Source organism: Ruegeria sp. BHSC029 (genome assembly GCF_059613085.1).
Genome location: NZ_JBXWRU010000001.1, coordinates 203,637 through 228,570 on the forward strand (window position 1 = coordinate 203,637; position 24,934 = coordinate 228,570).

The window sequence follows — 24,934 nt, forward strand, 5'->3', positions numbered from 1 at the left end:
GAGATCACATTGAAGACATTTGCTTTTTTGGCGGCGGTATTGGCGGCGACAGTTGCCGTGGCCGCCCATGCGGAAGAACGTCGCATCCAGGTTTTCGGAACCGGAACAGCCGAGGCCGCGCCGGATATGGCAACCATCACGGTGGGGGTGACAAATCAAGACTCGCAGGCTTCGGCAGCAATGCAGGCGACCTCGGACGCGGTTGCCACCGTCCTGAGCCGCCTGAGTGAGATGGGGATCGAATCGCGCGACCTGCAGACCCGCGATCTGTCCCTGTCCCCGGTCTGGTCCGGACGGGGCAACGCGGATGGCGAAGCACCGAGGATCACGGGCTTCGTTGCGTCGAACCGTGTGTTCGTGCGGGTCAGAAATCTGGATGATCTGGGGCAGATCATGGATGCGGTTATTCAGGATGGTGCGAATGATTTTGGTGGTTTGACCTTCACAGTTCAGGATCCCAAGCCGCTTGAAGCGAAGGCGCGCGCCCAAGCCGTCGCCGATGCGACAGCCAAGGCCGAACAATTGGCTCAGGCCGCCGGTGTCACCTTGGGTTCAGTCGTGTCGATCAACGAGCAGGGAGGGGGCATTCGCCCAATGCCCCAGATGCGCGAGATGGCCATGGCCGATTCGGGCGGGGTACCGGTCGCCGGTGGCGAGGTTTCGGTTTCGGTCACCGTGTCGATGGAGTTCGACATTTCCGAGTGACCTCAGCTTTCGCTGCGGGCCGTCAGCGGTTTCCGCTGTTGGCCCGTGGCATCGAAATTCTCAGGTGACAGCCAGGTTTCGAACGCCTGCCGGATGCGTGGCCAGTCCGTGTCGACGATCGAAAACCACGCCGTGTCGCGGTTGCGCCCCTTGTAATGGGTGGCTTGCCGAAATTCGCCTTCGAAGACAAAACCCAGCCGTTCGGCGGCCCGGCGCGACGGGGCATTCAGCGCATCGCATTTCCATTCGTAGCGGCGATAGCCCAACTCATCGAACACGCGGCGCATCATCAGAAACATCGTTTCGGTCGCGACCGGAGTGCGCTGCATCAGCGGCGAAAAGTGGATGTGTCCCACCTCGATTGCGCCGGCATTGCGGTCGATACGCAGGTAGGACGCCATCCCGACGGGCTGTCCGTCTTGGTCCAGAACCGTGTGGAACAGCGGATCGTCCCCTGTGCAGGTTTGGGCCAGCCAGGCGGCGAAACCAGCTTGCGATTCGAACTGGCCGTAGGGCAGGTAGGTCCAGTTGCGCCCGTCGGTATCGGCGGCAAACGCCCGGAACAGGCCGGGCGCATCCGCATTCACATCCAAGGGCACCACGCGGCAAAACCGCCCCTTCATGGGCGCGCGCGGTGGGGCCGGGCGCGGGAACTCCCCCGCAACCGGCAGGCCCACCGGCTGGCCCAATGCGTTGATCCTGTGCCCCGGCATTTTGGACTAGGCGCAGGCCTTGGACAGCGCCTGATCGAGATCGGCGATCAGATCGTCGGCATCCTCGATCCCGATCGAGACCCGTACTACGTTCGGCCCGGCGCCGGCGGCCTCTTGCTGTTCGGGGGTCAGTTGCCGGTGCGTGGTCGAGGCCGAATGGATGATCAGCGACCGCGCATCGCCCAGGTTGGCGACGTGGCTGAAGATTTCCAGCGCGTTCACCAGCTTGACGCAGGCGTCATAGCCGCCCTTGACCGCAAAGGTGAACAGGGCCCCTGCGCCTTTGCGGTAATGCTTCTTGACCCGGTCGTGATAGGGCGACGAGGGCAGGCCTGCATAGGTCACATAGTCCACGCGGTCGTCTTTCTCGAGCCAGGCGGCGATCTTCTCGGCGTTTTCGACATGGCGCTGCATGCGCAGGCTCAGCGTCTCGATCCCCATCAGCGTGTAATGCGCCGCCTGCGGGTTCATCGTCATGCCCAGATCGCGCAGGCCCACGGCGATACCGTGGAAGGTGAAGGCCAGCGGGCCGAAGGTTTCGTGGAACTTGAGGCCGTGATAGGCAGGCTCCGGCGCGCTGAGCGAGGGAAACTTGTCGTTGGCGGACCAGTCGAACTTGCCCGAATCCACGATGCAGCCGCCGGTCACCGTGCCATTGCCGGTCAGGTACTTGGTGGTCGAATGCACGACCAGCGTGGCGCCATGCTCGATCGGGCGGCACAGATAGGGCGTGGCCGAGGTGTTGTCGACGATCAGCGGAATACCGGCGGCATCGGCCACATCGGCCAGTGCACGGATATCGGTGACATAGCCGCCCGGATTGGCGATGGATTCGCAGAACACCGCGCGGGTATCGTCGTCGATGGCGGCCTTCACCGCATCCAGATCATCGGTATCGACGAACTTGGCTGTCCAGCCAAAGCGCTTGATGGTCTGGCTGAACTGCGTGACCGTCCCGCCATACAGCCGGGTCGAGGCGACCACGTTGCAGCCCGGCCCCATCAGCGGGAACAGCGCCATGATCTGGGCCGCGTGACCCGAAGAGCAGCACACCGCGCCAACGCCACCTTCCAGCGTCGCCACCCGTTCCTGCAGAACTGCCACCGTGGGGTTGGTCAGGCGCGAATAGATATAGCCGACCTCTTGCAGGTTGAACAAAGCGGCCGCGTGATCGGCATCGCGGAACACATAGGCCGTGGTCTGATAGATCGGGGTCTGGCGCGCGCCGGTCGCCGGATCAGGGCGGGCGCCCGCGTGAATTTGCAGCGTGTCAAAACCATAGGTGGGGCCGTCGGACATCCGTCACTCTCCTGTTGGGAATATGCGTCGCAGAATCTCTAGGCGATTGCCGGGCCCGGCACAATGTCCGCGTCAGCGCAGCCACAGCCCCTTGTTCTTGATGACCTTGCGGATGGCCTGTTCGCGCTGGGGCAGGTTGTCCCGGTCGAACATGGCGCGGATCTTGGCGCCCTTGCCCTGATAGACCAGCCGTTTCAGCGGGTCATAGTTCTTGAGCACCTTCTTGACCTTGTTGGGCGCGGCAACGGTTTCCAGCACCTCGACCACCCGGTCGCTTTCGCGCGCATAGAGCAGCGGGAACAGGCGATAGTGGCAGCTGACCGAGCCATCCAGCAGGCCCGAGGGCAGAACATCGCGCCCGCCGCCAAGCGCGTGGATGACCAGCGGCAGCGCCGCCTGGTCCAGCCACGGGTCCAGGTTCTGGCCGGTCAGGGCAGGGATCTCTTCATCCCGGATGGTGCGGGCATAGTCCAGAAACCGTGCGCCGAATTGTCGGGGGCATTTGTAGAAGAAATACCCCGCATTGAAATACAGATACCGCCGCCAGTATTCTGCCGGTTGGGTCGGGTCGATCGAGCTTTGGAAATCCAGCCCGAACCGGTCATAGAGCGCCCGCCAGATTCCGTCGAACCCCGGCCCGTACAGGGTCGGCTTGGGCCAGGTGCCCTCGACCTTCTGCGATGCGCCAGGCCGGTCGAAATCGAACGGCACCGCGGCCAGGTCGCCGGTGATCAGCGTGTCGGTGTCGAAGAACACGAAGGGCTCACCCTCGGGCAGGGCGGCCAGCGCCTCGATCTTGTTGCCGTAGGGATAGCTTTCGCCGAACACCTCGGACGAAAAGGGTAGGATCTCGGAATCGAGCTGTTTCAGCGCCTTCAGAACGTCCTCGTTGCGGATGCTCGGGTCCTGGTTCCAGCGCGGGCCGGGTTGCGGAACGCCCACGAACAGGCGGCCCGAGAATCCGGGCGCGGAATGGCGCAGCGAGGCGGCAAACAGGACGGCTTCGTATTGCAGGCGGTTGTTCTGCCCGATGATCAGGATGTTGAATTTCTGCCGGTCTGCCTGCATCTGCGCCTTCCGTTCGAGGCGCTTGCCCGCCCCTTGCCGTTGGTTTCGACCTACAGCATCGCTGAACCTGCGTCAAAACCGTTAACGCCGCGTGTTTGAAATCGGGTTCGGCACGCCCATGTTGATGGGGAGGACCAGACAGGAGCGCGACATGCGGATCAATGCAGATTTCACCCAGCGGGTGGCGGTTCACTTCGACCAGACCGAATGGGTGGCCTCGCCAGCCGCCGGGGTCGAGCGCAAGATGCTGGACCGGATCGGCGACGAGGTGGCGCGCGCCACCACCATCGTGCGCTTTGCCCCCGGCAGCGCGTTTGCCGCCCACACCCATGACGGGGGCGAGGAATACCTGGTTCTGGACGGCGTGTTCCAGGACGAGACCGGAGATTTCCCGGTGGGCAGCTATGTCCGCAACCCGCCGACCTCGTCGCATACGCCATCGGCCAGCCAGGGCGCGACGATTCTGGTCAAACTGCACCAGTTCGACCCGAACGACAGAACCACCGTGCGCCGCTCGATCAACGGTGCGGACCAAGTGCCGCTGTTCAAGGACGACCATGAAGCGGTCGAAATGCGCAGTTGGCCGCCCGGTCAGGTCGTACCGATTGACGCACCCGGCGGGGCCGAGGTCTTTGTGATCGACGGCGGTTTCACCGAACAAGGCGAGGATTTCGCGCGATGGGACTGGCTGCGTCTGCCGCCCGGAACGCGCACCGAATTGCGGGCAGGACCGGATGGCGCCCGCGTCTGGATGAAGTCAGGCCACCTGGCCGGCATGGTCTGAGGCCGGTTTCGCCTGAAAAACGGGCAAATGCCACCAAAAAACCGGGCCATTCGGCCCGGTTTTCGCTTTTTTGACCATTTGGCAAATTTTACCAATTGATAAAATTTTTGTTTGTGGCAAGCTGGTCTCAATAACAAACATATCTACAGGGAGTAGAGTGATGGCACAGGGCCAGATGGCACCCGGCATCGTCGCCGGGCGGCTTTCCAGCGATGAGCTGACCTCGAATTTCACCGATCTGCATCCGCCTCTGGCGCCGCACGAGGCCGCCGTGGCCGCCGATCGGTGTTATTTCTGCTATGACGCGCCGTGCGTGACGGCCTGTCCGACCGATATCGATATTCCGCTGTTCATCCGGCAGATTCAGGCCGGGCAACCGGAATCGGCGGCGAAGACGATCCTCGATCAGAACATCCTGGGCGGCATGTGCGCCCGTGTGTGTCCGACCGAAACGCTGTGCGAGGAAGCCTGCGTGCGCGAAACGGCCGAGGGCAAGCCGGTCGAGATCGGGCGCTTGCAGCGGTATGCGACCGACACGCTGATGCAGGCCGGTGTGCACCCGTTCACACGCGCGGCCCCCACCGGCAAGACCGTTGCCGTGATCGGGGCAGGGCCGGCGGGGCTGGCCTGTGCGCATCGGCTGGCGATGCTGGGCCATGACGTGGTGATCCATGAGGCGAAACCCAAACCCGGCGGGCTGAACGAGTACGGGATCGCCGCATACAAGGCGACCAATGACTTTGCCCAGGCCGAGGTGGACTGGCTGCTGAAGATCGGCGGCATCGCGATTGAAACCGGCTCGGTTCTGGGCGACACGATCTCGTTGGACGGATTGTTGGAGGCCTACGACGCAGTCTTCCTGTCAATCGGCCTTGCAGGCGTCAACGCCTTGCGCGCGCAAGGGTCGGACAAGGACGGCGTCAGGAACGCTGTCGACTTCATCGCAGATGTTCGGCAAGCATCCGATTTGGCAAAACTGCCGGTAGGCCGAAACGTGGTGATTATCGGCGGTGGAATGACGGCCGTGGATGCCGCGGTGAAATCCAAGCTGCTGGGGGCCGAACATGTGACCATCGCCTATCGCCGCGGTCGAGACGCAATGGGCGCCAGCCGCTACGAACAGGATCTGGCGGCATCCCACGGTGTCCGAATTCTGTGCAACGTTCAGCCGGTGGCAATTCACGGAAACGGAGCGGCGGCCGAGATCGAATTGGAGTATACTGCCACCGTAGATGGCACGTTGACCGGCACGGGCGAAACCATTCGCCTGCCTGCGGATCAGGTTCTGAAGGCGATCGGTCAGACCTTGGATGGTGCTCCGGAAGGTTTGGAACTCGACGGCAACAAGATCGCCGTTGACGCAACCGGGCGCACCTCGGTTCCCGGGGTCTGGGCCGGCGGAGACTGTGCCGCGGGCGGCGAGGATCTGACCGTGACCGCCGTGGCCGAGGGCCGCGATGCCGCGATGGACATTCACGCCAGCCTGAGTGCCTGAGCAGGGCGTCGGCGCGTGAATATGTGTGACAAGACGAAGATGCATCTTCGCATCAGGGAGGCCGGATAAATGGCTGATTTGAAAACGAACTTTCTGGGTATCGAAAGCCCCAACCCCTATTGGCTGGCCTCGGCGCCGCCGACCGACAAGGAATACAACGTCCGGCGTGCCTTCGAGGCCGGATGGGGTGGCGTCGTGTGGAAAACGCTGGGGTCCGAAGGGCCGCCGGTGGTCAACGTGAATGGCCCCCGCTACGGGGCGATCTACGGGGCCGACCGGCGTCTGCTGGGCCTCAACAACATCGAACTGATCACCGACCGGCCGCTCGAGGTGAACCTCGAGGAGATGGCCCGCGTCAAGGCGGATTACCCGGATCGCGCCCTGATCGCCTCGATCATGGTGCCGTGCGAGGAGGAGGCGTGGAAAGCCATCCTGCCGCGCGTGGCCGAAACCGGCGCCGACGGGATCGAGCTGAACTTCGGCTGCCCGCACGGGATGAGCGAGCGCGGCATGGGTTCGGCCGTGGGGCAGGTGCCCGAATACATCGAAATGGTCACCCGCTGGTGCAAGAAATATTATGACCGCCCGGTGATCGTGAAGCTGACGCCCAACATCACCGACATTCGCAAGCCGGCGGCTGCGGCCAAGAATGGCGGGGCCGATGCGGTGTCGCTGATCAACACGATCAACTCGATCACCAGCGTCAATCTGGACACGTTCAGCCCCGAGCCCTCGATCGACGGCAAGGGCAGTCATGGCGGCTATTGCGGCCCGGCGGTCAAGCCCATCGCCCTGTCGATGGTCTCCGAGATCGCCCGCGCCGAGGCGACCCAAGGCCTGCCGATCTCGGGCATCGGCGGGGTGACCACATGGCGCGACGCGGCCGAGTTCATGGCGCTGGGCTGTGGCACGGTGCAGGTGTGTACCGCGGCGATGACCTATGGTTTCAAGATCATCGACGAACTGACGGCGGGCCTGTCGCAGTGGATGGACGAGAAGGGCTACTCCAACGTCTCGGAAATCGTCGGGCGCGCGGTTCCGAACGTGACCGACTGGCAGTATCTGAACCTGAACTACGTCGCCAAGGCCAAGATCGATCAGGATCAGTGCATCAAGTGCGGCCGTTGCTATGCGGCCTGCGAGGACACCAGCCACCAGGCCATTTCCATGTCGCCCGACCGCGTGTTCGAGGTGATCGACGAGGAATGCGTGGCCTGCAACCTGTGCGTGGATGTATGCCCGGTCGAGGGCTGCATCTCGATGGTGCCGATGGCGGCGGGCGAAGTCGACCCGCGCACCGGCAAGGTGGTTCAGCCGGACTATGCCAACTGGACAACCCACCCGAACAACCCGATGGCGAAGGCCGCCGAGTGACCGGCGTCAGATCACGCAAAAGGGGCCGCGCTGCGGCCCTTTTTTCATGGGGTCAGCAGTTTTCGGTACAGGGTGTCGATAAAAGGCGCGGCCCCTTCGAACGGGTCTTCGTCGCCCAGGATCGCGCGCACCTGAACATCGAAATCCGCATAGTGCTGGGTCAGCGCCCAGATCGAAAAGATCAGGTGATGCGGGTGCAGGCGTGCGATTTTGCCTTGGTCCATCCAGTGCGTCAGAACGGCCGCCTTCTGGTCGACCAGCGCCTTCAGATCGTTCGACAGGGCGTCATGTATGCGGGGCGCGCCCTGCACCAGCTCGTTCGCGAACAAGCGGCTTTCGCGCGGCAACTCGCGGCTCATCTGCAGCTTGCGCTTGATGTACGAGAGGATCTCCTCCATCGGTTCGCCGTTTTCATCAAGGTCGTGCAGCGGCGCCAGCCAGGTGTCCAGAAGGCCGGAAAGAAGCGCGGTGTGGATCGCCTCTTTGGACGGGAAATAATACAAAAGGTTCGGCTTGCTCAGCCCGGCCTCGGCCGCGATCTGATCGACGGTCGCCCCGCGAAAGCCGTGGGCCGAAAACACGTTCAGCGCGGCCTCGAGAATCGCGGCGCGGTTCTTTTTCTGAATTCGGGTCGGGGCGCGGTCTTTGGGCATGTATGCAGGGCGTCTCTTTTTCGAACAAGCAGGTGTTGAATATGCCGATTTTTGCATCGGTGCGATGCAATTTCTTGACTGATGTCGAACCCGTGATAGCGTGAGTTTGACCAGATGGTCAAATCAAGACACCAAAAGCGAGCCAAATCGCAAGCAACAGGGAAGACGAACATGGCAGCTCCGGCTCAGAATCTCAGGATCAATGGCGACAGGTTGTGGGACAGCCTGATGGAGATGGCCAAGATCGGCCCGGGCGTTGCCGGCGGCAACAACCGCCAGACCCTGACCGACGAAGATGCCGAAGGCCGCGCGCTGTTCCAGAAATGGTGCGAAGAGGCCGGGTGCACCATGGGCCTTGACCAGATGGGCAACATGTTCGCCATGCGCTCCGGCACGGACCCCGATGCGCTGCCGGTCTATGTCGGCTCGCACCTCGATACGCAGCCGACCGGCGGCAAGTATGACGGGGTGCTGGGGGTTCTGGGTGCGCTCGAGATCATTCGCACCCTGAACGATCTGGGCATCAAGACCAAACACCCGATCGTGGCCACCAACTGGACCAACGAAGAGGGCACGCGCTTCGCACCCGCCATGCTGGCGTCGGGCGTGTTCGCAGGGATGCACACTCAGGATTGGGCCTATGACCGCGAGGATGCCGAGGGCAAGAAATTCGGCGACGAATTGCAGCGCATCGGCTGGCGCGGCGACGAAGAGGTCGGGGCCCGCAAGATGCATGCCTTCTTTGAGTTGCATATCGAACAGGGCCCGATCCTCGAGGCAGAGAGCAAGGATATCGGCGTCGTTAGCCATGGGCAGGGCCTCAGCTGGACCCAGGTGACCGTGACTGGCAAGGACGCGCATACCGGCTCGACCCCGATGCCGATGCGCAAGAATGCCGGGCTTGCGATGGCGCGCATTCTTGAAAAGGTGGACGAGATCGCCTGGTCGCACGCGCCCCATGCCGTGGGGGCTGCCGGGCATATCGACGTCTACCCGAACTCGCGCAACGTGATCCCAGGCAAGGTGGTGTTCACGGTCGATTTCCGCTCGCCCGAGTTGGACGTCATCAAGGACATGGAGAACCGCCTTCGCGTCGCCGCCGAGGACATCGTGGGTGAGATGGGCCTGCAGGTCGAGTTCGAGAAGGTCGGCGGGTTCGACCCGGTGAAATTCGACGAAACCTGCGTCGCCGCCGTGCGCAACGCGGCCGAGCGGCTGGGTTATTCGCATACCAACATCATCTCGGGCGCGGGGCACGATGCCTGCTGGATCAACCGCGTGGCGCCGACCGCCATGGTGATGTGCCCCTGCGTGGATGGCCTGAGCCACAACGAGGCCGAGGAAATCAGCAAGGAATGGGCAACCGCCGGGGCGGATGTGCTGTTCCACGCGGTCGTCGAAACAGCCGAGATCGTGGAGTAGCCGGGACCGCGCGCCCCCAAATCCGCCGAAAACCAACAGAGGCGCAACAGACGCGCCCGCAGGGAGTTGAACATGAGCACAGTCATCAAGAACGGAACCGTCGTCACTGCGGATCTGACCTACAAGGCCGACGTCAAGATCGAAGGCGGCGTGATCACCGAGATCGGGCCGGATCTGAAGGGGGACGAGCAACTGGACGCGACCGGCTGTTATGTCATGCCCGGCGGGATCGACCCGCACACGCATCTGGAAATGCCGTTCATGGGAACCTATTCCAGCGATGACTTCGAAAGCGGCACCCGCGCGGCGCTGGCTGGCGGCACGACCATGGTGGTGGATTTCGCCCTGCCGAACCCGGGCGAAAGCCTTTTGGATGCGCTCAAACGCTGGGACAACAAATCGACCCGCGCAAATTGCGACTATTCCTTCCACATGGCCGTGACGTGGTGGGGCGAACAGGTGTTCGACGATCTGAAAACCGTGATCGAACAGCGGGGCATCAACACGTTCAAGCATTTCATGGCCTACAAAGGCGCACTGATGGTCAATGACGACGAGCTGTTTGCCTCGTTCAAGCGGCTGGCCGAGCTGGGCGGGATCGCGATGGTCCATGCCGAAAACGGCGACGTGGTGGCCGAGTTGCAGGCCAAGCTGCTGGCCGAAGGCAATACCGGCCCCGAGGCCCATGCCTATTCGCGCCCGCCGCAGGTCGAGGGCGAGGCCACCAACCGCGCCATCATGATCGCCGACATGGCCGGTGTGCCGCTCTATGTGGTGCACACCTCGTGCGAAGAGGCGCATGAGGCCATCCGCCGGGCCCGGATGCAGGGCAAGCGCGTCTGGGGCGAGCCGCTGATCCAGCACCTGACGCTGGACGACAGCGAATATGCGCATCCCGATTGGGACCACGCCGCGCGCCGGGTGATGAGCCCGCCGTTCCGCAACAAGCAACATCAGGACAGCCTGTGGGCGGGGCTTCAGTCTGGCTCGCTGAGCGTGGTGGCCACCGATCACTGCGCCTTCACGACCGAGCAGAAACGGTTCGGCGTGGGCGATTTCACCAAGATACCCAACGGCACGGGCGGCCTTGAGGATCGGATGCCGATGCTGTGGACCCATGGCGTGGCGACCGGGCGGCTGACGCCGAACGAATTCGTGGCCGTAACTTCAACAAATATCGCCAAGATACTGAATTGCTATCCGAAAAAGGGTGCCGTGCTGGTCGGCGCAGATGCCGATCTGGTGGTGTGGGACCCGGACAAGACCAAGACCATCAGCGCGGCGACGCAGCAGTCGGCGATCGACTACAACGTCTTCGAGGGGCACGAGGTCAAGGGCCTGCCGCGCTTTACCCTGACCCGTGGACAGGTCGCGGTGCACGATGGCGAGATTCGCACGCAGGAAGGTCATGGCAAATTCGTCGCGCGCGAGGCCAACACCACCGTGAACAAGGCGCTGAGCACCTGGAAAGAGCTGACCGCCCCGCGCCCGGTAGAGCGGTCGGGCATCCCGGCGACGGGGGTATGATGCACGAAGGTTACCGAACGGGCAAAAAAGCCAAAACTTCAAGGCAGTAGGATGACATCGGAAAGCAATACCCAGCCCGTGATCGAGGCAAAGAACCTCGACCTGACCTTCCAGACCAATGACGGACCCGTGCACGCCCTCACGGACGTGAACCTGGCGGTCGACAAGGGCGAATTCGTCAGTTTCATCGGCCCTTCGGGCTGCGGAAAAACGACCTTCCTGCGCTGTGTCGCTGCGCTGGAAACGCCTACGGGCGGCACGCTGACCGTCAACGGCATGACCCCGGACGAGGCCCGCCGGAACCGGGCCTATGGCTATGTGTTCCAGGCGGCGGGCCTGTACCCGTGGCGGACCATCGCCAAGAACATCAAACTGCCGCTCGAGATCATGGGATATTCGGCTCAGGAACAGGAAGAACGTGTAAAGAACGTTCTGGAACTTGTTGATCTAGCAGGGTTTGGTGCAAAATTCCCCTGGCAGCTATCGGGTGGGATGCAGCAACGGGCCAGCATCGCGCGGGCGCTGGCTTTCGACGCCGATATCCTGTTGATGGACGAGCCTTTCGGCGCGCTGGACGAGATCGTGCGCGATCACCTGAACGAACAGCTTCTGGCGCTGTGGGCGCGCACCGGCAAGACGATCGGTTTCGTCACCCACTCGATCCCCGAGGCGGTGTATCTGAGCACCAAGATCGTGGTGATGAGCCCGCGCCCCGGGCGGATTACCGATGTGATCGACAGCCCTCTGCCCAAGGAACGGCCGCTGGACATTCGCGACACGCCCGAATTCATCGAGGTCGCGCATCGCGTGCGCGAAGGGCTGCGCGCCGGGCATGGGGACGATGTGTGATGGGCAGGGATGACATCAGACGCGCGACCGAGGCGGATGTGCCAGCCTGCGCGGCGGTGGTCTCGGCCTGGGTCCGCCAGACCGAGTGGATGACGGATGAACTGCCCCAGCAGGAATTGGAGGCGCTGATCGCGCAGGCCTTCCCGGACCGCGAGATGTGGGTCGTGGGTGAACCCGTCGATTGCTACATGTCGGTCGATCCCGCGGCACAGAAGGTCGGCGCGCTCTATTGCCTGCGGACCGGGCAGGGCATCGGCAAGCGCCTGCTGGACCGGGCAAAACAGGGGCGTAGCTTTCTGTGGCTGACGGCCCATCAACCGAATGCCGCCGCGCAACGGTTCTATCGCCGCGAGGGTTTTGTCGAAACCGGGACCGAGGCCGCAACGCCGCCCGAGACCGTCCCCGTGGTGCGGATGGAGTGGCACGCATGAAGCAGCTTGTTGCCGTTCTGACCGTTTTGCTGGCCATCATCGTCATCTGGTACGCGGCCTGCATTCCGATGAACATCAAGGGCGTCCTGACCGAACAGGAACGCGCCGGGGCCGAAGTGGTTCCGCCTTCGGCCAAAGACCGCCGCGACATGGGGGAAATCGGTCTGGCGCTGCGCAACAGCTTTGCCGTTCCGGCGACTTGGGCGCAGGATCGGCCGCGTCTGCCTGCGCCGCATCAGGTGGGCATCGAGCTGTGGGAGACCACGGTTCAAAAGAAGATCACTTCGAAACGCTCGCTGGTCTATCACGGCTGGGTGACGCTCAGCGCGACGATTCTGGGCTTTGCCATCGGCACGGGGCTGGGCATCCTGCTGGCTGTGGGGATCGTGCACAGCCGGGTGATGGACCTGTCGGTCATGCCTTGGGCCATCGTCAGCCAAACCATCCCCATCATCGCGCTGGCGCCGATGATCATCGTGGTGCTGTATTCGATCGGCATTCAGGGAATCATCCCCAAGGCGGTGATCTCGGCCTATCTGAGCTTCTTCCCGGTGGTCGTGGGCATGGTCAAGGGCCTGCGCAGCCCTGATGCGATGCAGTTGGACCTGCTGCGCACCTATAATGCAAGCAACGGGCAGGCGTTCTGGAAACTGCGCCTGCCGGCCTCGATGCCCTATCTGTTCGCCTCTCTCAAGATCGGGATCGCCGCGTCGCTGGTGGGGGCCATCGTCGGCGAACTGCCGACAGGCGCCGTGGCGGGGCTGGGCGCGCGTCTGCTGGCTGGCAGCTACTACGGCCAGACGGTGCAGATCTGGTCGGCGCTGTTTGCCGCGGCCATTCTTGCGGCCTGCCTGGTGGGCCTGTTGGGCCTGATCGAGCGGGCGGTGTTGAAACGCATGGGGATGGCGCAATGATGATGGTCGGTCTTGCAATCCTTTTGTGGCTGGCCGGTTGGTGGCTGAACACCCGCCTTGCCAGCGGACCTTATGCCGACACGCGGGCGGTGCGCATTCTGGCGCCGCTGATCTTCGGCCTGACCGTCATCGGGGTTTGGGAATTGCTGGTGCGCGGGCTTGAGGTGCCTCTGGTCATCCTGCCCGCGCCTTCGGTGATCTGGGAGCGGTTCTGGGACAGCTTGCCGATCCTTTGGGCCGATTTCGTGCAAACCATCATCAAGGGCGCGCTCAGCGGCTATGTCATCGGATGCGGCGCCGCCTTCCTGATGGCAATCGCCGTGGACCGGTGGGACTTCCTGCGCCTGGGCCTGTTGCCGGTGGGCAATTTCGTAGCCGCGCTGCCGATCGTGGGCACCGCGCCGATCCTTGTGATGTGGTTCGGGTTCGACTGGCATTCGAAGGCGGCCGTTGTGGTGGTGATGGTCTTCTTCCCGATGTTGGTCAACACGGTGGCCGGCTTGCGCGAGGCCACCGCTATGCAGCGCGACCTGATGGAGACCTATGCCGCAACCTATTGGCAAAGCTTTCTGAAGCTGCGGTTGCCCGCGGCCATGCCGTTTATTTTCAACGGGTTGAAAATTTCCACCACGCTGGCCCTGATCGGCGCTATCGTGGCAGAGTTCTTCGGCTCGCCCACTTTGGGCATGGGGTTCCGGATCTCGACCAGTGTCGGGCAATTGTCGCTGGACATGGTCTGGGCGGAAATCGTGGTCGCGGCGCTGGCCGGGACCGCGTTCTACGGTGTGGTCGCCATGATCGAGAAACTGGTGACCTTCTGGCACCCCTCGCAGCGGGGATAAATCATTCAAAAGACCCCGAAAACGGGGCGCAACAACAACTAGGAGAAATGAAGATGAAGAAGTTTATCAGCGGGGCAATCACGGGCCTGGCCCTGACGGCCGGATCGGCCTTTGCCGCAGACGAGGTGACGCTGCAATTGAAATGGGTCACCCAGGCCCAGTTCGCGGGCTACTACGTCGCAAAGGACAAGGGGTTTTACGAAGAAGAGGGGCTGGATGTCACCATCCTGCCCGGCGGCCCCGACATCGCGCCCACGCAGGTGATCGCGGGCGGTGGCGCTGACGTCACCGTGGAATGGATGCCCGCCGCGTTGGCCGCGCGCGAAAAGGGCCTGCCGCTGGTCAACATTGCACAGCCCTTCAAAAGCTCGGGCATGATGCTGACCTGCTGGAAGGATGCGGGCATTTCCTCGCCCGAGGACCTCAAGAACCGCACGCTGGGCGTCTGGTTCTTCGGCAATGAATTCCCGTTCATGAGCTGGATGAGCCAGCTGGGCATCGACACCGGCGGCAAGAGCGAGAACGGCGTCGAGGTCTTGAAGCAGGGCTTCAACGTCGACCCGCTGCTGCAGCGCCAGGCCGATTGCATCAGCACCATGACCTACAATGAATACTGGCAGGTGATCGACGCCGGCGTCAGCCCCGACGAGCTGGTGACCTTCAAGTACGAAGACCAGGGCGTGGCCACGCTGGAAGATGGCCTGTACGTGCTTGAAGAAAACCTCAGCGACCCGGCCTTCGTCGACAAGATGGAACGCTTCGTGCGCGCTTCGATGAAAGGCTGGAAATACGCCGAGGAGAACCCGGACGAGGCCGCCGAAATCGTGTTGGAAAACGATGCGACCGGTGCCCAGACCGAGGAACACCAGAAGCGCATGATGGGCGAGATCGCCAAGCTGACCGCAGGTTCGAACGGCGCGTTGGATCCGGCTGATTTCGAGCGCACGGTGAACACGCTGCTGGCCGGCGGCTCGGACCCGGTGATCACCAAAAAGCCGGAAGGCGCGTGGACCAGCCAGATCACGGATGCAGCCCTGAACTGATTGGCTGTACCATGACAACAATTCAGCGCGGCCCCCTGTGGGCCGCGTTTGTTTTTGCGGATGTCGGAATTTAACTGTCTTCAGAAGCAGTTTCATCTATTATTCCTGTAAGATTTTGCGATCCCTACGAAATTCGGAGGATGCGGGAATAAAATGCAGGATTTTGCATCACAATTCAGCCAAGCGGGCCACCTGATCCTGACCGGGGATCCGGACCTTTGGGCGATCGTGATGCTGTCGCTGCAAGTTTCGGTGCTGGCTGTGTTGATTTCAGCCGTGATCGGGATGCCGGTTGGCGCGGCCTTGGCGGTGGCCCGCTTTCCCGGACGGCGCGCGTTGATCATTCTGATGAACGCTCTGATGGGCTTTCCCCCGGTTGTCGTCGGCCTTCTGGTCTACCTGATGCTGTCCCGTTCGGGCCCGCTGGGCGTGCTGGAGCTTTTGTATACGCCGACCGCCATGATCATAGCCCAAACAGTGCTGGTGACCCCGATCGTCGCGGCGTTGACGCGGCAGGTGATCGAGATGCTGGCCGAGGAATATTCGGAACAGTTGCGCTCGTTGGGAGTGTCGCGGCTGGCGTCTGTTCCCGTGCTGTTGTGGGATGCGCGTCTGGCGTTGGTGACTGCCTTGCTGGCCGGGTTCGGACGAGCCATCGCCGAAGTCGGCGCGGTGATCATCGTCGGCGGCAACATCAACCACGTGACGCGGGTCATGACGACGACGATTGCGTTGGAGACCTCGAAAGGCAACTTGGCCTTGGCGCTGGCCTTGGGGACGATCCTGATCGGAATTGCCGTGGCCGTGAATGCGGCAGTCAGCGCATTGACGCTTCGGACCGAGCAGGAAGGGTTGCGCCATGCGTGATCTGATGCCGGACATGCCCAATTGTCTGCAGGCCGATGGTCTGCGAGTGGAACGCAATGGCAAGCTGTTGCTGGATGTTCCGCAGCTGATGATGGATGGTCCAGGGCCGACTTTGATCCTTGGGCCGAACGGTGCTGGCAAAAGCCTGCTGCTGCGTTGCCTGCATGGTTTGATCAAGGCCGATGCGGGGCAGGTTCTGCAGGATGGCGGAGTTCTGAATGCAGCCCACAAGGCCCGGCAGGCCATGGTGTTTCAGCAACCGGTTCTGCTGCGCCGCTCGGTGTCTGCCAATCTGGACTTTGTTTTGAAACGGTTGGGGCTCGGCAGGACTGCTCGGAAGAACCGGATCCAGGAACTTCTGGCCGAAGGAGGGCTTGAGACAAAGGCCCGGCAGTCGGCGCGCTCGCTGTCGGGTGGCGAGGCACAGCGTCTGGCCATCCTTCGCGCGCTTGCGCTTGGCCCCGAGACCCTGTTCCTGGACGAGCCCACCAGCGCCCTCGATCCCGCGGCGACCCAAATGATCGAGGCGATGATCCTGCGCGCCTCGGCCCGGGGGGTGCGGATCGTGATGGTCACCCACGACGTCGGGCAAGCCCGTCGGCTGGCGGCGGATATCGTGATGATGCAGGGCGGGCGCGTGGTCGAGCATGGCACCGCCAAACAGGTGCTGGAAGCGCCACAATGTCAGGCATCGCGCCAGTATCTGGCGGGCTGGCTGGTCACATAACAACAACCGGAGGCAATCCATGTTTCGCGCAGCAATCAAAAGCGCAATGATCCTGTTCGGGCTGTTGGCCGGTCCGGCAGCGGCCGAAGAACCATTCATTGTCGTGCAGTCCACGACATCGACGCAGAATTCCGGCCTTCTGGACTTTATCCTCCCGGGGTTCGAGGCGGAAAGCGGGATCGATGTCCGTGTTGTGGCCGTGGGGACAGGGCAGGCGATCCGAAACGCGATCAACGGCGACGGTGACGTTCTGCTGGTGCATGCCAAGCCAGCGGAAGAGCAATTCGTGGCCGACGGCTGGGGTGTCGAGCGGCGGGACGTGATGTACAACGATTTTGTCTTGGTGGGGCCGAAATCGGACCCGGCCAAGATCAAAGGCGGCGACGACGCAGTGGCCGCGTTGGCAGCGATCGCGCAGGCCAAAGCTCCGTTCGCGTCGCGCGCGGATGACAGCGGGACCCACAAGGCGGAGAAGGCTCTTTGGAGCCTGTCCGGAACGGACCCGACCTTGTCTTCGGGCGAGTGGTACCGCGAGACCGGGTCGGGCATGGGTGCGACGCTCAACCTGGCTGCGGGCATGGATGCCTATGCTCTGACCGATAGGGCCACATGGCTGTCGTTCGGCAACAAGGGAAACCTTGAGGTTCTGGTCGAAGGCGATCCTCGGTTGTTCAATCAATACGGAGTGATCCTCGTGAACCCCGAAAAGCATCCGCGGGTCCGGGCGGCCGCGGGAAGAAGGTTCATCGACTGGCTCACTGGCCCCGACGGTCAGGAAGCGATCGCGGCGTACAAATTGAACGGTGAGCAGCTCTTTTTTCCGAACGCGCAGCAATAGGGCCGGTCAGTCACTTGCGCCGTTGTGATGGATCTGTCCCAAGCCGGACAGATCGTATCCGCCCAATTCATCTGCGCGACGCCTGAATTTGTCCGTTCCCAAAAAAGTCAGCAGTTTCTGCATCGGCGGATCGAAACAGGACCGCCGCCAGATGGCGAGGTCGAGACGTTCGGAATGGGTTGGAATGAAGCCCAACCCGTAGAGGCGCGCCAAGGCTCCGATGCCGAATCCTGCCTCGGCCTTCCGGTCATGCAGAGCGATTGCCAGTTCCTCTTCGGTGCGGGCGCAAGTCGGCAGGGCGTCAAGATCGGCGCGGCTCAGACCGCAGCTTCGCAACTGGGCATCGAACAAGTGCTGACTGGCGGCACTGTCCTGGCGCAGCACGACACGGCGGCCTTTCAGATCACCAAAATCGGAAATTCCCTGAACCCCGGGGGCCAGCAACAGGCCGCGCTGGCGGCTTGCGACCTCGTACAGTACCACGGGCGCCTCTCCCAGCGCATCGCGGACGGAATTGACGTTGAACCCGCCCGGTTCATGGATGTGCAGTACCGCGGCTTGTGCGTCACGTCGCGCAAGGCGGTTCAGCCCATCGAATGAGCCGTCGTAATAGGTGGCCAACCCCGAGCCGCTTTCGCGGAGCGCCCAATCCAAAAGGGGGTCATGGCTGCCAGCCACGATGTCGGGCAGGGGCGGTTTGACCGTGTCCGGCCCGGTACGCGACGCATTGAGCCAGGCCAGTACCTCGGCCCGGGGAAAGAGAAGTTTGCCCATCGCTTTCACGCAGGGCACTTCGCCCGAAGACGCCAGATCATAGGCCTTGCGTTCGCCAATGCGCAGCAGGTCCGCCAACTCTCGTGTGGTCAGGAATTCGGACATTCAGTCTAGTCGCACCGAGGAGCCGGTCTGTGTCTCGGCCGCTGAGTGTCCGAGTTGCTGCAATACCATCGGTGCGGCGGCAGTAATGACGACCATTGCGGCGGCAGCTGCAAGAAAGGCTTTCATCTTATCCTCCGGCTTAGTCTGCGGGCGCTGTCGCGCTGCGCAGAAATTCAATCAGGTCGGTGCGGTCCTGCGCCTGCGCGATCCGCTGCATCGGCATCTTCGACCCCGGAATGTAGTGGTCCGGTCCCTGATCGAAAAGAGCGTTTATCGTCTGTTCGTTCCAAATGATATCAGACCCTTGCAGCGTTTCCGAGTAGATGTAGCCAGGCAGTGTCCCGGCCTGACGCCCGAATAGGCCATGCAGGGTCGGTCCGGCCCGGCGCTGATCGTCCGGCGTCAGGCTGTGGCAGATCGAGCATTTCCGGGCGAACTGCCGTTCTCCGTTTTGCATTTCTTCGGGGTCCTTCAGGAAACTCGGCTCTTGGCTGGCCATCCGTTCCTGTGACCCCAGCGCGGCCACCGGCCAGCTGTACATGGCCTGATCCAGCCCGCCTGCGTGCAGGTTCTCTCCATCGGGGGAAAAGGCCAGTGCCCAGACCGGGCCGCGCAGCGTTGCCCGGAAATCCTGCGCGATCCGCCAGTCCTGCGTGTCGATGACCATGATGTAGCCTTCGCCATCGCCAACCGCCAGCAGCGACCGATCCGGGCTGAGGGCGAGCGCGAGGATCGGGCGACGGTCCAGCGTGAAATCGCGCTCGGCCCCGGTGGTCAGGTCCAGAATGCGGGTCACGCCATCGACCGCGCCATAGGCGATCCAACCGTCTTGCGTGTTCAGGACCAGTTCGTTGATGCCGAAACCATGCTCGACCAGTCGCGCGGTTTCGGCCCCGGTCGTCACGTCCCAGACCCGCAGGCTGCCGTCGACCCCGGCGGAGTACAGCGACCGCCCGTCCGGCGCGAAGGCCACCGCGTTGACGCCGCTGCCCGTCGGGCCCAGCAGCTTGGCCGCACCGCCCTCGGTTGGCCACAGGCCGATGGTCCCGTCCCAACTGGCAGTCGCCACAAGGGTCTTTGAGGCTGCAAGCCCGACGACCTTGCCCTTGTGCTGACCTACGACCTGTCCACCGGGCCAACGGCGCAGGGTGAAGTCGTCGCCGGCCGAATAGATCGCGGTGCCGTTGAACACCACCGCGTTCACGGCAGCTTCGTGACCTTCCAGCCAGTCCGGCTGCTGCCCGGACCACAGGCCCACGGAATTGTCGAAACTGGCGGTGGCAATGCGCCCGTCCGGGGCTGCGGCGATGTCCATGATCGGCCCACCATGGCCCTTGAGCGTGTAGAAATCCGCCGCCAGCGGCAGCGGCAGCAGGGCCAGCGCCAAAGCCAGCCCGCGCATCTATTCGGCAGGCGAGGCCGCGCCGTCGCTGGCCTCCTGTGCCTTTACCTCTTCCAGCCACAGCGAATGGTGCTCGCGCGCCCATTGCTCTTCGACCTCGCCGGTGCCCATGGCGTCAAACGCGCCCTCCATGCCGACCGAGCCGAGGTAGATATGGGCCAGAATGATGGCGATGAAGGCATAGGCGACCATGACGTGCCAGATCTGGGCATATTGCATCTCTTCCTGCGGAGACATCTGCGTGGGCAGGTCCAAGCCCATCAGTTGGGGCAACCCGGTCGCGTTGGCGATCGAAAACGTCTTGGCGAACATCGGAAGCTCGAATGGGAACAGCAGCGACAGACCCGACAGGCTGATCGAGACGCCAAGCAGAATGCACAGCCAGAAAATGATCTTTTGACCGGCGTTGAATTTCTTGGCCGGGGGGTGGCTGCCTTTGGTGAACAATCCGCCGCCCGCCGCCAACCATTTCAGGTCGGTCCGGTTGGGGATGTTGTGGGCGATCCAGTTCACGGTGATGATGACCAATCCCAGCATGAAGGCCCAGGCCAGATTGTTGTGCAACCACTTGCAGCCTTGCGCGATGGTGGCGAACCCTTCCTTGCCGAACAGTGGGATCAGGAAATCCCGGCCATAGAGCGTCAGCAGACCGGTCAATCCAAGTATCAGGAACGAGCCGGCAAACAGCCAGTGCCCGAACCTTTCAAATCCTGAAAACCGGGTGACCGTGCGGCCTGTTTTCTCGCCGTCGATGCGGATGCGGCCGCGGATCAGGAAAAACAGAAGCAGAACGACCAGCATCCCGCCCAGAATGTAGGTTCCGTATTCACGCAGCGGACCGGTGCGGAAAGTCCACCACCACATGCCGCCATCCTGGATCAACACGCCGGCAGCCGGCCCTTTGGTCGACACGGTGACATCCGCCGAGCCATAACGGATGGCGCGATAAACATCACTGTCCGAGGCGACGCCGCGCGTGCCCAACTGACCCAGCAGCCCTTCGGCATTGCCTTGCCCGGTATTCTCGGAGCGATAGCTGTTGTCGACCTTCTCGCCGCGTTGCCGGGCCAGAATATCCTCGAGCGTCGTGGCGCCACCGGTCTGCGCGCGCGGGGCGGCGGTTGGTTCGTCTGTGCCGGTCGTGTCCTGTGCAAGCGCGCCGTGCGCGATCCCAAGTGTCAACGTCAAAGCCAGAAAAATGCGCAGCATCGGAACCTCGGTATCAATCCAAAATCGGGTGACCCACCTGCGCGGGTCACCCGTGTTGTCAGGCTGAGGTCTCAGCCGTCCTTCTGGTCGTAGGCCGTGCCCCAACCCCAGGCGCCCGAGCCGAACCCGCGCGCCACGACGCGTTCGCGGTAGATGGCCGAGACCACGTCGCCGTCACCGGCAAGCAGGGCCTTGGTCGAACACATCTCGGCGCAGATGGGCAGTTTGCCCTCGGCGATCCGGTTGCGGCCGTATTTGGCGAACTCTGCGGTCGAGTGCGTTTCCTCGGGGCCGCCGGCGCAGAAGGTACATTTGTCCATCTTGCCGCGCGATCCGAAGTTGCCGGCCTGCGGGTATTGCGGCGCGCCGAAGGGGCACGCATAGAAGCAATAGCCGCAGCCGATGCACAGGTCCTTGGAGTGCAGGACGACGCCTTCTTCGTTCTGATAGAAGCAGTCGACCGGGCACACCGCCATGCAAGGCGCATCCGAACAATGCATGCAGGCGACCGAGATCGAACGTTCACCCGGTTTGCCGTCATTGATCGTCACCACCCGGCGGCGGTTGATGCCCCACGGGACCTCGTGTTCGTTCTTGCACGCAGTCACGCAGGCGTTGCACTCGATGCAGCGTTCAGCGTCGCAGAGAAACTTTGCTCTAGCCATTGTCGTCCTCCTTACGCTGCCCAGATCTTGCAGAGAGTCGCTTTGGTCTCCTGCATCTGGGTCACTGAATCATAGCCATAGGTCTGGGCGGTGTTGGTGCTTTCACCCAGCACGTACGGGTCGGCGCCTTTCGGGTATTTCTCCCTCAGGTCCGCGCCCTGGAAATGGCCGCCGAAGTGGAAGGGCATGAAGGCCACGCCGGCACCGACCCTTTCGGTCAGCATCGCCATCACCTTGACCTTGCCACCCTCGGGACCTTCGACCCAGACCTGCGATCCGTCGCGAATGCCAAGGTTGTTGGCGTCACGCGGATTGATCTCGACGAACATGTCCTGCTGCAGCTCGGCCAGCCACGGGTTCGACCGTGTCTCGTCGCCGCCACCTTCATATTCGACCAGACGACCTGACGTCAGGATTATCGGATAATCCTTTGAAAAGTCGTTCTTCTGGATCGAAGCATACAAGGTCGGAAGGCGATAGGCCTGACGGTCCTCGTAGGTGGGATAGTCAGCCACCAGATCGCGCCGCGGCGTGTACAGCGGCTCGCGGTGCAGCGGGATCGGATCCGGGAAGGTCCAGACCACGGTGCGGGCCTTGGCGTTGCCGAAGGGTGCACAGCCATGCTTGATGGCCACCCGCTGGATGCCGCCCGACAGGTCGGTCTTCCAGTTGGTCTTGGGCCCTGCCACGGCGTCGATGGCCGCGCGTTCCTCGGCCGTCAGGTCGCCATCCCAGCCCAAATCCATCAGCATCTGCATCGTGAACTCGGGGTATCCGTCCTGGATTTCCGAGCCGACGCTGTAGACCCCTTCGGCCAGCAGGTTCTGACCGTCACGCTCGACGCCGAAACGTGCGCGGAAGGTCAGGCCGCCCTCGGCCACCGGTTTGGACATGTCATAGAGGTTTGGCGTCCCCGGATGCCCCATCTCGGCGGTGCCCCAGCACGGCCACGGCAGACCGTAATATTCGCCGTCATTCGGACCGCCCACCGCCTGCAGCGTGGTTCTGTCGAACGTGTGCTGGTTGGCCATATGGCTTTTGATCCGTTCTGGCGACTGACCGGTGTAGCCGATCGTCCACAGCCCCGCGTTGAACTCGCGCGTGATGCTTTCGACATTCGGGGTTTCGGGGTCCTCCATTTCGATATTGCGGAAGAACCGATCCGCCCAGCCAAACTTGTTAGCGAACTTGGCCATGATGACCTCGTCCGGCAGGCTTTCGAACAGCGGATCGACCACCTTGTCGCGCCACTGCAGCGAACGGTTCGACGCCGTGACCGAGCCACGGGTTTCGAACTGCGTACAGGCCGGCAGCAGATAGACGCCATCGGTCCGGTCATGCAGGACGGCGGAAACGGTGGGATACGGGTCGATCACGACCAGCATGTCCAGCTTTTCCATCGCCGTCTTCATTTCGACCATCCGGGTCTGCGAGTTGGGCGCGTGGCCCCACAGAACCATGGCGCGGACGTTGTTGGGCTGATCCATGTTCTCGGGATCTTCCAGAACACCGTCGATCCAGCGCGAAACCGGGATGCCCCGTTCGTTCTGCAGCGACTTGTCCTTGCCGTCCTTGTCCTTGACCATTGCGAACTGGCCAGCCAGCCACTCCGGTTCCTCGCCCCAGACGCGGGCCCAGTGACCCCATGCGCCTGCGGACAGGCCGTAATAGCCGGGCAGGGTGTGGGACAGAACGCCCAGGTCGGTCGCGCCCTGCACGTTGTCATGGCCGCGGAAGATGTTGGTGCCGCCACCAGAAGTGCCCATGTTGCCCAACGCCAGCTGCAGCACGCAATAGGCGCGCGTGTTGTTGTTGCCGTTGGTGTGCTGGGTGCCGCCCATGCACCAGATCACGGTGCCGGGACGGTTGTTGGCCAGCGTCCGCGCCACGCGCTTGAGCTGCGATCCCGGCACGCCGGTAACGCGCTCGGTCTCTTCGGGTGTCCAGTTGGCGACCTCCTCGCGGATCTGGTCCATGCCCCAGACACGGGTGCGGATGAACTCTTTGTCTTCCCAGCTGTTGTCGAAGATGTGCCACAGGATGCCCCAGATCAGCGCCACGTCGGTGCCGGGGCGGAAGCGGACATATTCGTCGGCATGGGCCGCGGTGCGCGTAAAGCGCGGATCGCAAACGATCAGCGGGGCGTTGTTCTGCTCTTTCGCGCGCAGAACATGCAGCAGCGAGACGGGGTGCGCCTCGGCCGGGTTGCCGCCGATGATGAAGATCGCCTTGGAATTGTGGATGTCGTTGTAGCTGTTGGTCATGGCGCCGTAGCCCCATGTATTCGCAACACCCGCAACGGTGGTCGAGTGGCAGATCCGCGCCTGGTGGTCCACGTTGTTGGTGCCCCAGTAGGCCGCGAACTTGCGGAACAGATAGGCCTGTTCGTTGTTGTGTTTGGCCGAACCCAACCAATAGACGCTGTCAGGCCCGCTTTCCTCGCGGATGCTCATCATGCCGTTGCCGATCTCGTCGATCGCCTGTTCCCAGCTGATGCGCTTCCACTCGCCACCCTCTTTCTTCATCGGGTACTTCAGGCGGCGTTCGCCATGGGCGTGTTCACGGACAGCGGCCCCCTTGGCACAGTGAGCGCCCAGGTTGAACGGGCTGTCCCAACCGGGTTCCTGCCCGATCCAGACGCCGTTCTGCACTTCGGCAACCACGGTACAGCCGACCGAGCAATGCGTGCAGACGGATTTGATGTTCTCGACAGCCGTGTTGGCTGCGGTCTGGGCGCTGGCGGGCGACACGGTTCCACCCGTGGCGCTGATCGCGGCCAGGCCGCCGATCGTCAGGCCCGAGCCACGCAGGAACGCGCGGCGATCGACGCTCTTTTCGCCGATTTGGGACAGGATACTTGTCCGCTGGGGGCGTCTCGCAACCCCGTTGGTCTTTTTCCTAAGCATTTCCTTCCTCCCTTGCTGACCATGTTGACCATGGCTGGCTTGGTGTTTCGAAATCGACGTCAGGGCCAATCGCAACCGTCAGCCGAGTGTGACCACGTCCGGACCAGCGCCGGGCGTCGCCGAGGCGGCCTAGAAGCGCGCGCTGTCGAAATAGGCGCGGGTATGCGCCGTGTCCTGAATGCGGGTCTCGTCCGAGGGTTGCTCGGCCGCTTCGACCTCGGTTCCCAGGCTGGCCGCTGCTACGGCTGCCGGGGCCGCAGTGCCCGCCAGTTTCAGGAAGTCGCGGCGGCTGGCGCCGGTCTCCTTGGTCTTGCTCATGGGA

At 62.9% G+C, this 24,934-nt stretch carries 25 protein-coding genes; 14 read left to right on the forward strand and 11 right to left on the reverse strand.

The window, feature by feature from the left end; genetic code table 11:
* Window positions 1–9 precede the first annotated feature (9 nt).
* Complete coding sequence (locus AC2FML_RS00970) at window positions 10–705, forward strand: SIMPL domain-containing protein (protein ID WP_496781591.1); 696 nt, start codon at window positions 10–12, stop codon at window positions 703–705.
* 2 nt (window positions 706–707) lie between these two features.
* On the opposite strand, the gene AC2FML_RS00975 is transcribed toward AC2FML_RS00970, so the two are convergent.
* The 3 genes from AC2FML_RS00975 to AC2FML_RS00985 all read right to left on the reverse strand — a co-directional run bounded on the left by AC2FML_RS00975 (window position 708) and on the right by AC2FML_RS00985 (window position 3,785).
* Window positions 708–1,418, reverse strand: coding sequence for a GNAT family N-acetyltransferase (locus AC2FML_RS00975; protein ID WP_496781593.1), 711 nt, complete (start codon window positions 1,416–1,418; stop codon window positions 708–710).
* Window positions 1,419–1,424: 6 nt separating this feature from the next.
* Window positions 1,425–2,717 carry an O-acetylhomoserine aminocarboxypropyltransferase/cysteine synthase family protein gene (locus AC2FML_RS00980; protein WP_170357542.1) on the reverse strand — a complete coding sequence of 431 codons (1,293 nt, stop codon included), beginning with the start codon at window positions 2,715–2,717 and terminating at the stop codon, window positions 1,425–1,427.
* A gap of 72 nt (window positions 2,718–2,789) precedes the next feature.
* Window positions 2,790–3,785, reverse strand: coding sequence for a GT-B fold glycosyltransferase domain-containing protein (locus AC2FML_RS00985; protein ID WP_480636051.1), 996 nt, complete (start codon window positions 3,783–3,785; stop codon window positions 2,790–2,792).
* A 151-nt stretch (window positions 3,786–3,936) separates the two neighbouring features.
* On the opposite strand from AC2FML_RS00985, the gene AC2FML_RS00990 reads away from it, so the two are divergent.
* The 3 genes from AC2FML_RS00990 to preA all read left to right on the forward strand — a co-directional run bounded on the left by AC2FML_RS00990 (window position 3,937) and on the right by preA (window position 7,438).
* On the forward strand, window positions 3,937–4,569 hold the full coding sequence (locus AC2FML_RS00990; RefSeq protein WP_496781595.1) for a cupin domain-containing protein: 633 nt from the start codon (window positions 3,937–3,939) through the stop codon (window positions 4,567–4,569).
* Window positions 4,570–4,729: 160 nt separating this feature from the next.
* Complete coding sequence (locus AC2FML_RS00995) at window positions 4,730–6,064, forward strand: NAD(P)-dependent oxidoreductase (RefSeq protein WP_170357545.1); 1,335 nt, start codon at window positions 4,730–4,732, stop codon at window positions 6,062–6,064.
* Between the two features lie 69 nt (window positions 6,065–6,133).
* Window positions 6,134–7,438, forward strand: a complete 1,305-nt coding sequence (gene preA, locus AC2FML_RS01000; protein WP_170450302.1) for an NAD-dependent dihydropyrimidine dehydrogenase subunit PreA — start codon at window positions 6,134–6,136, stop codon at window positions 7,436–7,438.
* 44 nt (window positions 7,439–7,482) lie between these two features.
* On the opposite strand, the gene AC2FML_RS01005 is transcribed toward preA, so the two are convergent.
* On the reverse strand, window positions 7,483–8,091 hold the full coding sequence (locus AC2FML_RS01005) for a TetR family transcriptional regulator C-terminal domain-containing protein (RefSeq protein WP_093961802.1): 609 nt from the start codon (window positions 8,089–8,091) through the stop codon (window positions 7,483–7,485).
* Between the two features lie 171 nt (window positions 8,092–8,262).
* Between AC2FML_RS01005 and AC2FML_RS01010 the strand changes: the two genes are divergently transcribed.
* From AC2FML_RS01010 to AC2FML_RS01055, 10 genes are all read left to right on the forward strand, one after another.
* Window positions 8,263–9,513, forward strand: a complete 1,251-nt coding sequence (locus AC2FML_RS01010; RefSeq protein ID WP_496781597.1) for a Zn-dependent hydrolase — start codon at window positions 8,263–8,265, stop codon at window positions 9,511–9,513.
* A gap of 72 nt (window positions 9,514–9,585) precedes the next feature.
* The gene (hydA, locus tag AC2FML_RS01015; RefSeq protein ID WP_170357549.1) at window positions 9,586–11,040 is read left to right on the forward strand and encodes a dihydropyrimidinase; all 1,455 of its coding nucleotides are present in this window, start codon (window positions 9,586–9,588) and stop codon (window positions 11,038–11,040) included.
* Window positions 11,041–11,091: 51 nt separating this feature from the next.
* Complete coding sequence (locus tag AC2FML_RS01020; RefSeq protein WP_496781599.1) at window positions 11,092–11,889, forward strand: ABC transporter ATP-binding protein; 798 nt, start codon at window positions 11,092–11,094, stop codon at window positions 11,887–11,889.
* Entirely contained in the window at window positions 11,889–12,320 is a 432-nt protein-coding gene (locus AC2FML_RS01025; protein ID WP_480775209.1) for a GNAT family N-acetyltransferase, read from the forward strand. The genes AC2FML_RS01020 and AC2FML_RS01025 overlap by 1 nt, the downstream gene beginning before the upstream one ends.
* The gene (locus AC2FML_RS01030) at window positions 12,317–13,234 is read left to right on the forward strand and encodes an ABC transporter permease (protein ID WP_170403668.1); all 918 of its coding nucleotides are present in this window, start codon (window positions 12,317–12,319) and stop codon (window positions 13,232–13,234) included. Before AC2FML_RS01025 ends, AC2FML_RS01030 begins: the two co-directional genes overlap by 4 nt.
* Entirely contained in the window at window positions 13,231–14,076 is an 846-nt protein-coding gene (locus tag AC2FML_RS01035; RefSeq protein ID WP_170357553.1) for an ABC transporter permease, read from the forward strand. The genes AC2FML_RS01030 and AC2FML_RS01035 overlap by 4 nt, the downstream gene beginning before the upstream one ends.
* 53 nt (window positions 14,077–14,129) lie before the next feature.
* Entirely contained in the window at window positions 14,130–15,119 is a 990-nt protein-coding gene (locus AC2FML_RS01040; protein WP_170357554.1) for an ABC transporter substrate-binding protein, read from the forward strand.
* 153 nt (window positions 15,120–15,272) lie between these two features.
* Window positions 15,273–15,986 carry an ABC transporter permease gene (locus tag AC2FML_RS01045; RefSeq protein WP_093961810.1) on the forward strand — a complete coding sequence of 238 codons (714 nt, stop codon included), beginning with the start codon at window positions 15,273–15,275 and terminating at the stop codon, window positions 15,984–15,986.
* Window positions 15,979–16,713, forward strand: a complete 735-nt coding sequence (locus AC2FML_RS01050) for an ATP-binding cassette domain-containing protein (protein ID WP_170437229.1) — start codon at window positions 15,979–15,981, stop codon at window positions 16,711–16,713. Before AC2FML_RS01045 ends, AC2FML_RS01050 begins: the two co-directional genes overlap by 8 nt.
* Before the next feature lie 19 nt (window positions 16,714–16,732).
* Complete coding sequence (locus AC2FML_RS01055; protein WP_170368320.1) at window positions 16,733–17,551, forward strand: ABC transporter substrate-binding protein; 819 nt, start codon at window positions 16,733–16,735, stop codon at window positions 17,549–17,551.
* A gap of 6 nt (window positions 17,552–17,557) precedes the next feature.
* Here the strand turns inward: AC2FML_RS01055 and AC2FML_RS01060 are convergent, their stop codons facing one another.
* The 7 genes from AC2FML_RS01060 to AC2FML_RS01090 form a co-directional block, all read right to left on the reverse strand.
* Window positions 17,558–18,430, reverse strand: a complete 873-nt coding sequence (locus tag AC2FML_RS01060; RefSeq protein ID WP_170357557.1) for a substrate-binding domain-containing protein — start codon at window positions 18,428–18,430, stop codon at window positions 17,558–17,560.
* Window positions 18,431–18,556: a hypothetical protein gene (locus tag AC2FML_RS01065; RefSeq protein WP_261392079.1), complete on the reverse strand. Its 126-nt coding sequence runs from the start codon at window positions 18,554–18,556 to the stop codon at window positions 18,431–18,433. It abuts the gene before it with no gap.
* 13 nt (window positions 18,557–18,569) lie between these two features.
* On the reverse strand, window positions 18,570–19,832 hold the full coding sequence (locus AC2FML_RS01070) for a c-type cytochrome (protein ID WP_496781602.1): 1,263 nt from the start codon (window positions 19,830–19,832) through the stop codon (window positions 18,570–18,572).
* A complete protein-coding gene (locus AC2FML_RS01075) occupies window positions 19,833–21,041 on the reverse strand; it encodes a formate dehydrogenase subunit gamma (protein ID WP_170363665.1) in 1,209 nt (402 codons plus the stop codon).
* Between the two features lie 71 nt (window positions 21,042–21,112).
* On the reverse strand, window positions 21,113–21,706 hold the full coding sequence (gene fdh3B / locus AC2FML_RS01080; protein WP_005983764.1) for a formate dehydrogenase FDH3 subunit beta: 594 nt from the start codon (window positions 21,704–21,706) through the stop codon (window positions 21,113–21,115).
* Between the two features lie 11 nt (window positions 21,707–21,717).
* Entirely contained in the window at window positions 21,718–24,612 is a 2,895-nt protein-coding gene (locus tag AC2FML_RS01085) for a formate dehydrogenase subunit alpha (RefSeq protein ID WP_170357559.1), read from the reverse strand.
* Between the two features lie 129 nt (window positions 24,613–24,741).
* Window positions 24,742–24,930 (reverse strand): twin-arginine translocation signal domain-containing protein, encoded by a 189-nt coding sequence (locus tag AC2FML_RS01090; RefSeq protein WP_496781603.1) that lies wholly within the window; start codon window positions 24,928–24,930, stop codon window positions 24,742–24,744.
* Window positions 24,931–24,934 lie beyond the last annotated feature (4 nt).